13 protein-coding genes are annotated in these 12,552 nt (G+C 70.9%); 7 read left to right on the forward strand and 6 right to left on the reverse strand.

Features of this window, described 5'->3' with window-relative positions; translation table 11 throughout:
- Nucleotides 1-139: 139 nt before the first annotated feature.
- The 4 genes from pgeF to lgt are packed head-to-tail and all read right to left on the reverse strand — an operon-like array spanning nt 140 to nt 3,420.
- Nucleotides 140-913, reverse strand: coding sequence for a peptidoglycan editing factor PgeF (gene pgeF / locus ACT3CF_RS02885; protein ID WP_478421329.1), 774 nt, complete (start codon nt 911-913; stop codon nt 140-142).
- Between the two features lie 5 nt (nt 914-918).
- The gene (locus ACT3CF_RS02890; protein WP_478420221.1) at nt 919-1,440 is read right to left on the reverse strand and encodes an N-acetyltransferase family protein; all 522 of its coding nucleotides are present in this window, start codon (nt 1,438-1,440) and stop codon (nt 919-921) included.
- Nucleotides 1,433-2,500, reverse strand: a complete 1,068-nt coding sequence (locus ACT3CF_RS02895) for a class I SAM-dependent methyltransferase (protein WP_478421331.1) — start codon at nt 2,498-2,500, stop codon at nt 1,433-1,435. The genes ACT3CF_RS02890 and ACT3CF_RS02895 overlap by 8 nt, the downstream gene beginning before the upstream one ends.
- Nucleotides 2,501-2,535: 35 nt before the next feature.
- On the reverse strand, nt 2,536-3,420 hold the full coding sequence (gene lgt, locus ACT3CF_RS02900) for a prolipoprotein diacylglyceryl transferase (protein ID WP_478420222.1): 885 nt from the start codon (nt 3,418-3,420) through the stop codon (nt 2,536-2,538).
- Between the two features lie 148 nt (nt 3,421-3,568).
- Between lgt and ACT3CF_RS02905 the strand changes: the two genes are divergently transcribed.
- From ACT3CF_RS02905 to ACT3CF_RS02920, 4 genes are all read left to right on the forward strand, one after another.
- Nucleotides 3,569-5,977 (forward strand): xanthine dehydrogenase family protein molybdopterin-binding subunit, encoded by a 2,409-nt coding sequence (locus ACT3CF_RS02905; protein ID WP_478420223.1) that lies wholly within the window; start codon nt 3,569-3,571, stop codon nt 5,975-5,977.
- Nucleotides 5,974-6,981, forward strand: a complete 1,008-nt coding sequence (hemH, locus tag ACT3CF_RS02910; protein ID WP_478420224.1) for a ferrochelatase — start codon at nt 5,974-5,976, stop codon at nt 6,979-6,981. The genes ACT3CF_RS02905 and hemH overlap by 4 nt, the downstream gene beginning before the upstream one ends.
- Before the next feature lie 31 nt (nt 6,982-7,012).
- On the forward strand, nt 7,013-7,735 hold the full coding sequence (phbB, locus tag ACT3CF_RS02915; protein ID WP_478420225.1) for an acetoacetyl-CoA reductase: 723 nt from the start codon (nt 7,013-7,015) through the stop codon (nt 7,733-7,735).
- Nucleotides 7,736-7,994: 259 nt separating this feature from the next.
- On the forward strand, nt 7,995-9,002 hold the full coding sequence (locus tag ACT3CF_RS02920) for an esterase-like activity of phytase family protein (RefSeq protein WP_478420226.1): 1,008 nt from the start codon (nt 7,995-7,997) through the stop codon (nt 9,000-9,002).
- Between the two features lie 172 nt (nt 9,003-9,174).
- On the opposite strand, the gene rpmB is transcribed toward ACT3CF_RS02920, so the two are convergent.
- On the reverse strand, nt 9,175-9,477 hold the full coding sequence (gene rpmB / locus ACT3CF_RS02925) for a 50S ribosomal protein L28 (RefSeq protein ID WP_478420227.1): 303 nt from the start codon (nt 9,475-9,477) through the stop codon (nt 9,175-9,177).
- A gap of 150 nt (nt 9,478-9,627) precedes the next feature.
- Between rpmB and ACT3CF_RS02930 the strand changes: the two genes are divergently transcribed.
- Complete coding sequence (locus ACT3CF_RS02930) at nt 9,628-9,882, forward strand: YqaE/Pmp3 family membrane protein (RefSeq protein WP_478420228.1); 255 nt, start codon at nt 9,628-9,630, stop codon at nt 9,880-9,882.
- Between the two features lie 52 nt (nt 9,883-9,934).
- Entirely contained in the window at nt 9,935-10,381 is a 447-nt protein-coding gene (locus ACT3CF_RS02935; RefSeq protein WP_478421332.1) for a nucleoside deaminase, read from the forward strand.
- Here the strand turns inward: ACT3CF_RS02935 and ACT3CF_RS02940 are convergent.
- Nucleotides 10,367-11,068, reverse strand: coding sequence for a YiaD family glycine zipper/OmpA-like lipoprotein (locus ACT3CF_RS02940; RefSeq protein WP_478420229.1), 702 nt, complete (start codon nt 11,066-11,068; stop codon nt 10,367-10,369). The two genes, ACT3CF_RS02935 and ACT3CF_RS02940, sit on opposite strands and share 15 nt — an antisense overlap.
- Nucleotides 11,069-11,215: 147 nt before the next feature.
- Here ACT3CF_RS02940 and ACT3CF_RS02945 point away from each other — a divergent pair, with 147 nt between their 5' ends.
- Nucleotides 11,216-12,514: a hemolysin family protein gene (locus ACT3CF_RS02945; RefSeq protein ID WP_478420230.1), complete on the forward strand. Its 1,299-nt coding sequence runs from the start codon at nt 11,216-11,218 to the stop codon at nt 12,512-12,514.
- Nucleotides 12,515-12,552: the final 38 nt, after the last annotated feature.

Consider the following 12,552-nt stretch of genomic DNA (forward strand, 5'->3'; position numbering starts at 1 on the left):
GTATACCAAATACCATATTCAAAAGGGCGCGCTGTCAAGTCACCAAAACGACACACGAAAGCGCACAGGCGCACGAACGCCGCCCGGAGCGGCCGGGCGGCGGGGAAACGGCGGAAACGGTGAGGGGGAGGCGCGGCGCCTAGAGCGCGATGATACTGATCTGGCGCCCATAATCGGCCTCGCCGCGATGCGTGGCGCGACGGAAGCTGAAGAAGTGATCGGGCTGGCTATAGGTGTCCTGGCCGAGCATCTCGATCGTCCGCAGCCCGGCCGCGGCGAGGCGGTGCGCGACATAGGCCTCGAGATCGAACTGGAAATGCTCGGGCCGGCCCTCGGTAAAGAATCGCTCGTTTTCGGGGTCGGCGATGCAGAAGCGGCGGAAGAACTCCGAATCGACCTCGTAGCTGGCGCGCGCGATGCACGGGCCGACCGCGGCGGCGATCCGCTCGCGCTGTGCGCCCAGCGCCTCCATCGCGACGATCGCCGAATCGGTGACGCCGCCGATCGCGCCCTTCCACCCCGCATGTGCGGCACCGACGACACCGGCCTCGCGATCGGCGAGCAGCACGGGCGCGCAATCGGCGGTGAGGATGCCGAGCGCGAGCCCCGGCCGATCGGTGACGAGCGCATCGGCGCGCGGGCGCAGCGCCTCCTCGAACGGCGCGACGACCGCGACGGCATCGGCCGAATGGACCTGATACAGCGTCACCAGCCGCGCGCCCGACCGCACCGCCTCGCGCGCGCGGCGGCGGTTTTCGGCGACATGATCGGGATCGTCGGCCGTGCCGGTGCCGACGTTGAGCCCCGCGACCGCCCCCGTCGACACGCCGCCGCGCCGCCCGAGAAAGCCGTGCGCGACGCCGTCGAGCGCATGTGCGCGAAACACTTCGATATCGGGTGCGGGTGCCGCCACTTCGTTCACAGATCGAGGCTCCAGATGCGATCGTCGTCCAGTTGCTCGCCGACGCGAAAGCCGTACCGGCCGACTTCGCGAAAGCCGTAGCGCGCATAGAAACGCTGGGCGCGATGATTGTCGATATAGACGCTGAGCACCAGCCGTCGCGCCCCGTGCGCGCGGGCACCCGCGATCGCCCAGTCCATCAGCCGGGCGGCGACGCCGCTGCCCTGCCACGGGCCGAGGACATAGAGCTGGTGAAGTTCGAAGGCGTCGTCGCCCCAGTCGCCCGGAAAGCCGACGGGACCGATCTTGGCATAGCCGATGATCGCCGCGTCCGCCTCCGCCAGCCGCACGGCATAGGCGGGATCGTCGAGCTGGGCGGGGAGCCCCGCGGCGCCGAACGCCTCGTCGAGAAAGGCGGCGAGATCGGACGCGCGGTAGAGCGTGCCGAAGGTTTCGGCGAAGCAGCGCCGCGCCATCGCCGCGAGCGCGGGACCGTCGGCGGGCACCGCGTCGCGCAGGAGGACGGACGGCTCAGTCAAAGCCTGCGGGCACCGGCCAGCCGGGGGCGGTGATCGCCATCACCTTGAACAGGTCGCCCATCTGGTCGGGGGCGACGAGCCGGTTGCGTTCGGCCGCGAGCCGTTCGGCCTGATCGGGCGCGCGGTGCGCGAGCGCCATCGTCCGCGCGTCGATGCCCAGCATCTTCAGGAACTCGCCCTGCGGAACGGGGCCGTGGACGACGAGCCCCTCGGCCTCCGCCGCCTCGCGCAGCGTGCCGAAATCGACATGCGCGGTGAGATCGGCCTCGCCCGGGGCGTCGAACGGATTGGCATAGCGATGGTCGCGCACCGCCTGGAGCGTGTCGCCGATCGCGGGCCCCGAATAGCCATAGTCGATGACGAGCGCGGCGCCGCCCTGGGCGAGCAGCCGCGCGGCGAGCGCGCGCAGCAGCGCGACGGCGGCGGGCGAGGTTTCGAGGATCGCGCCGGGGGCGGCGTCGCGCAGCGCGGGCGGGATGATCGGGTCGAAGCCGCGGTCGCCGACGACCGGCAGGAACAGCGTGTCCTGGCACGCGACGAGGCGTTCGCGCCACCCCTCGGGCGTGGCGATCAGCTGGCGGATCGGCAGCGCGTCGAAAAACTCGTTCGCGACGACGAGCAGCGGCGCATCGTCGGGCAGCCCGACCAGGTCTAGATACCATTCGGCATCGGGCACGCGTTCGGCCTGGGCGGCGCGGAGCACGGGGCTCGTCTCGACGAAATCGACGGGCGGGCGGAGCCCCGCCTTGGCCATCGCGCGCAGCGCATCGACGGCGAGCGTCCCGCGCCCCGGCCCGAGTTCGACATAGCGCGCCGCCGGCTGCCCCGCGCGCGCCCACAGGTCGGCCAGGCACAGCCCGACGAGTTCGCCGAACATCTGGCTGACCTCGGGCGCGGTGGTGAAGTCGCCGCGCGCGCCGAGCGGATCGCGCGTGGCGTAATAATGCGCGTTGGCGGCCCCCATGAACTGCGACAGCGGGATCGGCCCGGCGAGCGTGATCGCGCGTGCCAGCCGTTCGGGCAGCGCGGGCGCGGCGGCGTTTTCGGTCGTGCCGGGCATGGCGTGATCGCGCGACGGGACGGGCGTGTCGGCGCTCATGCGACGCTTTCGTCGCCCGCCACGGGCTCGACGCGCTCGCGCCGGCCGGGTGCCGTCACGATGAGATAGAGGCCGATCGCGATCATCGGCAGGCACAGCAACTGCCCCATATGGATGGTGGTGGCGAGGAAGGTGCCGCTGAACTGCTGATCGGGTTCACGGAAGAACTCGACGAAGAAGCGCGCGATGCCGTAGCCGAGCATGAACACGCCGGTGAGCCGCCCCGGCTGGTAGCGCGCGCGCGTCCGCCAGAAGCAGAGCGACAGCACGATCAGCAGCACGATCCCCTCGAGCCCCGCCTCGTAGAGCTGGCTGGGATGGCGCGCGGGCTCGATCATGCCGGCGGGGACGGTGTTGCGGAACACGATCGCCCAGGGCACGTCGGCCGCCTTGCCCCACAATTCGCCGTTCACGAAATTGGCGAGCCGCCCGAAGAACAGCCCGAACGGCGCGACGCAGGCGACGTAATCGAGGATGCGCAGCCACGACAGGCGATGGTTGCGCGCGAACAGCATGATCGCGAGCACGGTGCCGATCGCGCCGCCGTGGAACGACATGCCGCCGTCCCACAGCCGGACGATGTGCGACGGCGCGCGCCAGATCATTTCGGGCATGTAGAAGAGCACATAGCCGATCCGCCCGCCCAGGATGACGCCGAGCGTCGCATAGAAGACCAGATCGTCGGCGTGGCGCCGCCCCATCGGCGCGCCCGGTTCGCGCAGCATCCGCAGCAGATACCACCAGCCGATGATGATCCCCGCGATATAGGCGAGCGAGTACCATTTGATGTTGAAGAAGCCGAGCGAGATGGCGACCGGGTCGAGGCCCAGGTCTTCAAAGCGGACATGGCCGCCAGCAGCGGCAAGCGTTTCGATGAGCACGGTCGTTCGTTTCCCCGGGGTGGAATGACCCTCGCGATAGAACAGCCGTGCCGCAAACCCAAGCCAGAAGCGTTCCGCCGGCACCGCTGCGCCCCGGACGCGGATGCGACGGCTGGCATGGCGCGGCGGTGCGCGGTAAGCGGGAGCGATGGCGAACCAGGGCGGTGCAGGCAACGACGATGACGGACCCCGGCCGCGTCCGGCGGACGTGCCCGGCGCGGCGAGCGACAGCGGCGACGAGGCTGGCGCCGGCGTCGGCGCGGGCGGCGATGCGGGCGGCGACCGCGGCTGGCGCGTCGGGCGCAGGCGACCGGGGGCGTTCGACCGGGTGAAGCTCGACCGGGTGAAGCTCGATCGGCGCACGCTGCTGATCGGCGGCGGCGTCGGGCTGGGGCTGGTCGTCGCCTGGGGCGTGTGGCCGCGCACCTATCTGCCCAATCTGGCGGCAGGCGCGGACGAACGCGTGTTCGGCGCGTGGATCAAGATCGGCACCGACGGGCATGTCAGCGTGGCGGTGCCGCAATGCGAGGCGGGGCAGGGGGTCTATACCGGCTTTGCCCAGATCGTCGCCGACGCGATCGGCGGTGATTTCAACCTGATGGGTGTCGAGCCCGCGCCGCTCAACCCGCTCTATGCCAATCCGCTCGCCGCCGAGGCGCTGTTCGGCGCGGCGCTGGGGCGGCTGCCCGACGCGGTGCGCCAGTCGCATATCGTGCGGTCGACGCTGATGCTGACCGGGGGATCGAGTTCGATCCGCGCCTTTGCCCCGACGCTGGCCGCCGCCGGGCAGGCGGCGCGCGTGCTGTTGATGAAGGCGGCGGCGCGGCGCTGGGGCGTCGACTGGCGCCAGTGCGGCGTCGCGGGCGGGCAGGTGAGCCATGGTGCGCAGCGGCTGGGTTTCGGCGCGCTCGCCGCCGATGCGGCAGGCGAAACGCTGCCCGAACGGCTGCCGCCGCTGCCCGCGCCGCCGCGGCTTGTCGGCCGCAAGCTGCCGCGGATCGACACGCCTGCCAAGCTCGACGGCAGCGCCAATTTCGCGGGCGATATCCGGCTGCCCGACATGCTGTTCGCCTCGATCCGGCAGGGGCCGGGCGGCGACACGCCGCTGGTGCGGCTCGATCGTGCGGCGGCCGATCGCGTGCCCGGCATGCGGGCGGTCGTCACCACCGATCGCTGGGTCGCCGCGGTGGCGGACAATTGGTGGGCGGCGGACCGCGCGCTCGACGCGATGCGCCCGCGCTTCCGCACCGCCGACCCGCTGGTCAACGACGACAGCATCGAGAACGCGCTGAGCTCCGCGTTCGACGCGGGCGGACAGCGGATCGCGAAGCGCGGCGACCTGGCCGCCACCTTCCGCGGCGCGCGCGTGGTCTCGGCCGAATATCGCGTCGGGCTGGCGGTGCACGCCGCGCTGGAGCCGACGAGCTGTACCGCGCATTTCGCCGACGGCCGGCTGGCGCTGTGGCTGGCGACCGAGGCGCCCGCGCTGGCGCGCGACGCGGCGGCGCGCGCGGCGGGGCTGTCGCCCGCGCAGGTGATCGTCCATCCGATGCTTGCCGGCGGGGCGTTCGGCGCGCGGCTGGAAAGTGAGGTGGCGGCGCAGGCGGCGCTGCTCGCGATGCGGATGAAGCGGCCGGTGCAGCTCAGCTGGGCGCGCGGCGAGGACATTCGCCGCGACCGTTTCCGCCCGGCCGCGGCGGGGCGGATGACCGCGCGGCTCGACGCGCAGGGGCATGTCGCGGGGTGGCTCGCCAAGATCGCCGCACCCGCCTGGGGGCGCGAGCTGGCCGGACGGCTGCTTGCCGACGACGCGATGGTGCGGGCGGCGCTGGCGGTGCCGGGGGCCGATCCCGTCGCGGTGGCGGGGGTGATCCCGCCCTATGCCATCCCCAACCTGGCGATCGACCATCATCCCGCCGAACTGGGGATCGCGAGCGGCTATCTGCGCGGCGGCGCGCATGGCTATGCGTGCTTCTTCACCGAAAGCTTCATCGACGAACTGGCGCATGTGGCCGGGCAGGACGCGATCGCGATGCGGATGGCGATGCTGGGGGCCGAGCCGCGGCTGGCACGCTGCCTCCAGACCGCCGCGCAGCTCGGCGGGTGGCAGGGCGGTGCGCCCGGCAGCGGCCAGGGCATCGCGTGCCACAGCATGGCCGGGTCGCACATCGCCGTGCTCGCCGAGGCGCAGCTGACCGCCGATCGCCGCGTCAAGGTCGACCGGCTGGTCGCCGCGGTCGATTGCGGGCGCGCGATCAATCCCGACCTGGTCACGCAGCAGATCGAGGGCGGGCTGATCTTCGGCATGGCCGCCGCCACGGGCGCGGCGACGGGGATGACCGAGAATGTCGCCGATGCCCGCCGGCTGGCCGACCTGTCGCTCCCCGTGCTTGCCGACAGCCCCGACGTGACGGTCGAGATCGTCGCGAGCGATGCCGAGCCGGGCGGGGTGAGCGAGCTGGCGGTGCCGCCGGTCGCCCCCGCGATCGCCAATGCGCTTCAGGCCGCGACGGGGGTGCGCTTTCGCCGGTTGCCGCTGCTATGGGACGTCGAATGAAACCTCCTGCCGATCATCCTGTCATTCCCGCCGCCAAGGTGGGCGTGCTGCTCGTCAACCTGGGCACGCCCGATGCGCCCGAACCGGGTGCGGTGCGGCGCTATCTGGCCGAGTTCCTGTCCGACCGCCGCGTGGTCGAACTGCCGCCGTTGCTGTGGCAGCCGATCCTGCGCGGGATCATCCTGCGCACGCGACCGCGCAAGTCGGCCCATGCCTATTCGCAGGTGTGGCGCGAGGACGGATCGCCGCTCGCCGCGATCACGCGGGCACAGGCGGCGGCGCTTGCCGGCGCCTTCGGGCCGGACGTGATCGTCGACTGGGGAATGCGCTATGGCCGCCCCGCGATCGGCGAGCGGCTGGCGGCGCTGAAGGCGCAGGGGTGCGAGCGCATCCTGGTCGCCCCGCTTTATCCGCAATATTCGGCCGCGACGACGGCGACCGCGAACGACGCGGCCTTTGCCGCGCTGATGGCGATGCGCTGGCAGCCGGCGCTGCGCACGCTGCCGCCCTATCACGACGATCCCGCCTATATCGGCGCGCTGCGCGAATCGGTCGAGGCGGGGCTGGCGGGGCTCGATTTCGTGCCCGACGCGATCGTCGCGACCTTTCACGGCATGCCCGAGCGGACGCTGCACCTGGGCGACCCCTATCACTGCCATTGCCGCAAGACCGCCCGGCTGCTGGGCGAGGCGCTGGGGCGCGAGTTGATCGTGACGTTCCAGTCACGATTCGGTCGCGCGAAATGGCTGGAGCCCGCAACCGACACAGTGCTGGCAAGCCTGCCCGGCCGTAGCGTTCGCCGCATTGCGGTAATCGCGCCGGGATTTTCGGCGGATTGCCTGGAGACACTGGAGGAAATTGCCCTTCGCGGGCGCGAGACCTTCCTGGCGGCGGGGGGCGAAAACTTTGCCTATTTGCCCTGTCTCAACGATGATGCGCCCGGTGTCAAAATGTTGAAAGAAATAGTTGCTCGAGAACTTGCGGGCTGGATCGAGCCCGCCTAGCAATTCGGTATCTGCAAAGGAGAGGCGGAACATGGCACGCGTAGCGATCGTGACGGGGGGAACGCGCGGGATCGGGGAGGCGATCAGCGTCGCGCTCAAGGAAGCGGGCATGCTGGTGGCGGCCAATTACGCGGGCAACGACGACAAGGCGCGTGCCTTTACCGAACGCACCGGGATCCAAACGTTCAAATGGGACGTGGGCGATTTCCACGCGTGCGCCGAGGGCGTGCGCCAGGTCGAATCGTCGCTCGGCCCGGTCGACGTGCTGGTGAACAATGCCGGCATCACGCGCGACGCCACGATCCTGAAGATGTCGCCCGAAATGTGGGAGGACGTGATCCGCGTCAACCTGGGCGGGTGCTTCAACATGGCGCATGCGGTGTTTCCGGGCATGCGCAGCCGCAAATGGGGGCGCATCGTCAACATCGGTTCGATCAATGGCCAGGCGGGCCAGTATGGCCAGGTCAACTATGCCGCCGCCAAGTCGGGCATTCACGGCTTCACCAAGGCGCTGGCACAGGAAGGCGCGCGGTTCGGCGTCACGGTGAACGCGATCGCGCCGGGCTATATCGATACCGACATGGTCGCCGCGGTTCCCGCCGATGTGCTGGAAAAGATCGTCGCCAAGATCCCCGTCGGCCGGCTGGGCCAGGCGAGCGAGATCGCGCGCGGCGTTGCGTTCCTGTGCGCCGACGAGGGCGGTTTCGTCACCGGATCGACGCTGTCGATCAACGGCGGCCAGCACATGTACTGATCTGGCGGGCAAGGGCGGCGGCATCGTGCCGTTGCCCCTGCCGTCGCGGCATCGCGGGCGGGCGCCGTCCGGAATGCGAAAGGGCCGGCGTCCCGTTTCCGGGAGCCGGCCCTCGCCCTCGATACGCAACAGGAGGGACCAAGAAAGTTGGTAGGGGCCTTTTACCCCCGCCTGCTTGGCCGCTTCCTGAACGCGGCCGTTATCTCCCGTTCAGCTTTGCCGGGCTGGCCCTTGCCCGCCAACGCGCTATGAGGCGGCGATGCGTCTGCTGCCCTGGCTCGGCCTTGTTCCCCTGTTGGTGCTCGCGAGTTCGGGGGACGAGCCGCGCGCGATGTTCGGTCGCGGCGCGACGATGACCGCGACGCGCGTGACGATCGACCCGCGCGACCCCGCCCATGTCCGTGTCGGTGCGCTCACCTTTGTGGGCGGCGTGCGGTTGCGCGGCAACCAGGCGGCGTTCGGCGGCTTTTCGTCGATGACGGTCGAGGGCGACCGCTTCACGCTGCTGAGCGACGGCGGGACGATCGTGCGGTTCCGGATGGGGGCCGATTTCGTGCCGCGCGATGTGCGTTTCGCCGACCTGCCGGGCGGGCCGCGCACCGGGGCGTACAAGAAGGAGCGCGATTCGGAATCGATGACCGGCGCGGGTACGCCGTGGCGATGGGTGGGGTTCGAGGATGCGAACGAGATCTGGCGGTTCGACGCGGCGCTGACGCACGCGCAGCGGATCGGGCGGCCCACGGCGATGCGGCGCTGGCCGGTCGCGGGCGGTGCCGAGGCGATGGTGCGGCTGCGCGACGGACGGTTCGTGGTGTTCAGCGAATCGAAGGAGCCGCCGCACCTGCCCGATGCGCGCGTGGCGCTGCTGTTCGCCGGCGATCCCACGCTGCCGGGGCGGGCGCCGATGCCCTTCGTCTATGTGCCGCCGCGCGATTACGAGCCGACCGATGCGGCCGAGCTGCCCGACGGCCGGCTGGTGGTGCTCAATCGCCGGTTCGGCTTTCCCGACCTGTTCACCGCGCGCGTGACGCTGATCGACCTGAACGGGCTGCGCCCCGGCAAGGTCGTGCGCGGGCAGGAGATCGCGGCGCTGGTACCGCCGCTGCTCCACGACAATTACGAGGCGATCGCCGTCACGCAGGAAGCGGGCGGGACGATGCTGTGGATCGCGTCGGACGACAATCAGGAGGGGTGGGAATGGTCGCTGCTGCTCAAGTTCAGGCTCGACCTGCCGCAGCGGGTGACGGCCGGTCCCGAGCGGCGCTGATGCCCCGGCGCTGACCCCCTGCGCGCCGATGCGGCGGGCAGGACCATCGGGGGCCGTGGCGGCCGACGCGCCGCGCACGCGCGAACGCCGGCCGGCACCGCATTACTCCGCCCATGGGGCAGGGAAACGGGTGCCAGCCGGCGTCAGCAACACGCCCGAAGGCGTGCGGCAATCAGGCCGCGACGGCGGTGGTGCCGGCAGTCGCCTTGCGCACTTCGCGCTTCAGGCGACGCGCACGCAGCGAGAGATCCTCGTCGCGCGTCTTGAGCAGCCAGTTGTCCAGACCGCCGACATGCTCGACCGAGCGCAGACCATGCGTCGACACGCGCAGACGCACGCTCTTGCCGAGCGCGTCCGAGATCAGCGTGACGTTCTGCAGGTTCGGCAGGAACGTGCGCTTGGTCTTGTTGTTGGCGTGGGAGACATTGTGTCCCACCTGCCGGCCCTTGCCGGTCAGCTCGCAAATGCGCGACATCGCTTCAAATCCTGATTTTCGCCAGAAGGCCGGAAAGGCCGCGCCGATACCCGGAATGGCGCGGGCCGTCAACCGATTCCCGTCCAGGGGGCATGGTGACGGGGCAACCGGGGCTGCGGCGCGTGCGTTGTTCGCGCGATGCCTCGCCCGTTGCAACCCTCTGCCGCCAACCCCCGCGCTGCCCCGGCGCGCGCGGGCGCGGGGCTGATCGTCGCGGCGATCCTGCTGCCGCCCTTTGCCGTGTTTCGCCGCTGCGGGGCGGGGCGCGATTTCATGCTCAACTGCGCGCTGACGGTGCTGGGGGTGGCGCCCGGCATCGTCCATGCGCTGTGGCGGCTGGGCAGCGAATCGCGGGCGGCCGAATCGGCGACCGCGGAAACCGGGACGGCCGCGCGCGGGGCGTGACCTGCGCCGCGCGAATCGTTAAGCCCCGCCCATGTTTCCGCTCGCTCCCCCGATGCGCACCGCGCTCGATGCCGCCGCGCGCGCGGCGGCGGCGGGGGAGGTGCCCGTCGGCGCGGTCGTCGTGCGCGACGGCGTGGTGCTGGCGGTGGCCGCGAACGCGCCGCGCGCGCGGCACGATCCCACCGCCCATGCCGAAATCCTGGCGATCCGCGCCGCCGCGCAGGCGATCGGCAGCGACCGGCTGGAAGGGTGCGACCTGTGGGTCACGCTGGAGCCGTGCGCGATGTGCGCGGGCGCGATCGCCCATGCTCGCATCGCGCGGCTTTACTATGGCGCCCCCGACCCCAAAGGCGGGGCGGTGGAGCACGGCCCGCGGCTGTTCGGCCAGCCGACCTGCCACCACCATCCCGAAATCTATCCCGGCATCGGCGAGCGCGAGGCGGCGGCGCTGCTGCGCGATTTCTTCCGCGCGCGCCGCGACGGATCAGCGGCGGGCTGAATCGCGCACATCGGCCTGCGTCACGGGGACAAGCTTGATCTCGACGCGGCGATTCGCGGCCCGCCCGGCCTCGCTGTCGTTGCTCGCCACCGGCTGCGTCTCGCCATAGCCGCGCGTGCCGATCCGCACGGGCTCGACGCCGCGGCTCGCCAGATAGTCGGCAACCGCAGTGGCGCGGCGTTCGGACAGCGCCAGATTGTACGAATCGCTCCCGGTCGAATCGGTGTGGCCATAAATGTCGACATAGGTCTGGCGATAATCGCGCAGCACGTCGGCGACCTGGTCGAGCGTCGGGCGGAACTGGGGCTGGATCGTCGCCTGGTCGGTGGCGAAGGTGATTCCCGACGGCATGTTGAGCAACAGTTCGTCGCCCCGGCGGATCACCTGCACGTCGGTGCCCGCGGTGCGCCGGCGCAGTTCGCGCTCCTGCCGGTCCATATAGGCGCCGATGCCCGCGCCCGCGATGCCACCGATCCCGGCCCCGAGCAGCTTTTCGGTGCGATCGTGGCGGCCGCCGACGATATCGCCCAGCAGATAGCCGCCGAGCGCGCCGCCGACGCCCCCGATCGCGGTGTTCGAAAGCCGGCGCTGCCCGGTTTCGGGATCGGTGACGCAGCCCGCGGTGAGCAGCGCGGCGGCAAGCGTCGCGGCAACCAGCGCGCGGCGCGGGTGGAGGGGGTGGTTCATCCTGGCTTCTCCCTGATCGAACGGTCTGTCGCAGGCGAAAACCGCGTCGATAGCGGATCGTTCCGGCTCCGTGCCGGCGCAGGCGCGACCTTTGCACACGCGGCGGTTGTGAAACGCGGTGCGTTGCGGATATGAATGGGGTTCACCATGCCCGCGCCCTTTCCCTGGATCGATGTCGCGATCATCCTCGTGCTGATCGCCGTGAACGGACTCTTTTCGATGTCGGAGCTGGCGATCGTTTCCGCCCGCGTCGCGCGGCTGGAGACGATGGCGCGCAGCAACCCGGGCGCCGCCACCGCGGTGCAGCTCGCCGCCGACCCCGGCAAGTTCCTGTCCACCGTGCAGATCGGCATCACGCTGATCGGCATCGTCGCGGGTGCCTATTCGGGCGCCAGCCTGGGCGAGCCGGTGGCGCAGCGGCTCGAGCTGCTGGGGCTGACGCGCGAGCTGGCGCACAGCCTGGGCCTGACGCTGGTGATCGGCGTGACCACCTTTGCCTCGCTGGTCGTGGGTGAGCTGGTGCCCAAGCAGTTCGCGCTGCGCTCGCCCGAGCCGATCGCCGCCGCCGTCGCGATCCCGATGCTGTGGCTGTCGCGGCTGACCGCGCCGCTCGTCTGGCTGCTCGATTCGACGAGCAGCTTCGTGTTCCGCCTGTTGCGGCTCAACCGCGAATCGGAAAACCGCGTGACGGCCGAGGAACTGCACCTGATCGTCGCCGAGGCGTCCAAGTCGGGCGTGATCGAGGAGCAGGAGCGTTCGATCATTTCGGGCGTCGTGCGGCTTGCCGACCGGCCGGTGCGCGAGGTGATGACGCCGCGCACCGCGGTCGACTGGCTCGATATCGACCTCGACGCCGCCGGCATCCGCGAGGCGCTGCTCCAGACGCCGCACACGCGGCTTCCCGTCGCGGAAGGGTCGGTCGACGGCGTCGTCGGCGTCGTCCAGGCGCGCGACATCGCGGCGGCGCTGTTCCGCGGCGAATCGCTCGACCTGCGCCGCCTGATGCGCCCCGCGCCGATCCTGCCCGACCAGGTCGATGCGATGGATGCGCTGGGCGCGCTGCGCCGCGCCGAGGTGCCGATGGGCCTCGTCCATGACGAATATGGCCATTTCGAAGGCATCGTCACGCCGGCCAACCTGCTGGCGGCGATCGCGGGCGAGTTCGCATCGGACGCTGAGCCGGGGCACGACCCCAATCTGGTCGTCCGCGACGACGGGTCGCTGCTCGTTTCGGGGCAGATGCCGGCCGACGCGCTGGCGGACCGCATCGGCATCGACCTGCCCGAAGATCGCGATTACGCGACCGTGGCGGGGCTGGCGCTGGCGGTGCTCAAGCACCTGCCCGACGAGGGCGAGACCTTTGTCGAGCAGGGATGGCGGTTCGAGATCGTCGATCTGGACGGCCGCAAGATCGACAAGCTGCTGGTCAGCCCCGCCGACGCGTAACGCGTTTCGCGCGCGCGGCATGCCGACGCCGCGCGCGA

Source organism: Sphingomonas chlorellae (assembly GCF_056485145.1).

Excerpts from the sequence above, each read along its gene's own strand:
- ACT3CF_RS02895 (WP_478421331.1), bottom strand. The coding sequence starts at position 2,500 with ATGCCCGGCACGACCGAAAACGCCGCCGCGCCCGCGCTGCCCGAACGG.
- ACT3CF_RS02905 (WP_478420223.1), top strand. The coding sequence starts at position 3,569 with ATGGCGAACCAGGGCGGTGCAGGCAACGACGATGACGGACCCCGGCCG.
- hemH (WP_478420224.1), top strand. The coding sequence starts at position 5,974 with ATGAAACCTCCTGCCGATCATCCTGTCATTCCCGCCGCCAAGGTGGGC.
- phbB (WP_478420225.1), top strand. The coding sequence starts at position 7,013 with ATGGCACGCGTAGCGATCGTGACGGGGGGAACGCGCGGGATCGGGGAG.
- ACT3CF_RS02920 (WP_478420226.1), top strand. The coding sequence starts at position 7,995 with ATGCGTCTGCTGCCCTGGCTCGGCCTTGTTCCCCTGTTGGTGCTCGCG.
- rpmB (WP_478420227.1), bottom strand. The coding sequence starts at position 9,477 with ATGTCGCGCATTTGCGAGCTGACCGGCAAGGGCCGGCAGGTGGGACAC.
- ACT3CF_RS02935 (WP_478421332.1), top strand. The coding sequence starts at position 9,935 with ATGCGCACCGCGCTCGATGCCGCCGCGCGCGCGGCGGCGGCGGGGGAG.
- ACT3CF_RS02940 (WP_478420229.1), bottom strand. The coding sequence starts at position 11,068 with ATGAACCACCCCCTCCACCCGCGCCGCGCGCTGGTTGCCGCGACGCTT.
- ACT3CF_RS02945 (WP_478420230.1), top strand. The coding sequence starts at position 11,216 with ATGCCCGCGCCCTTTCCCTGGATCGATGTCGCGATCATCCTCGTGCTG.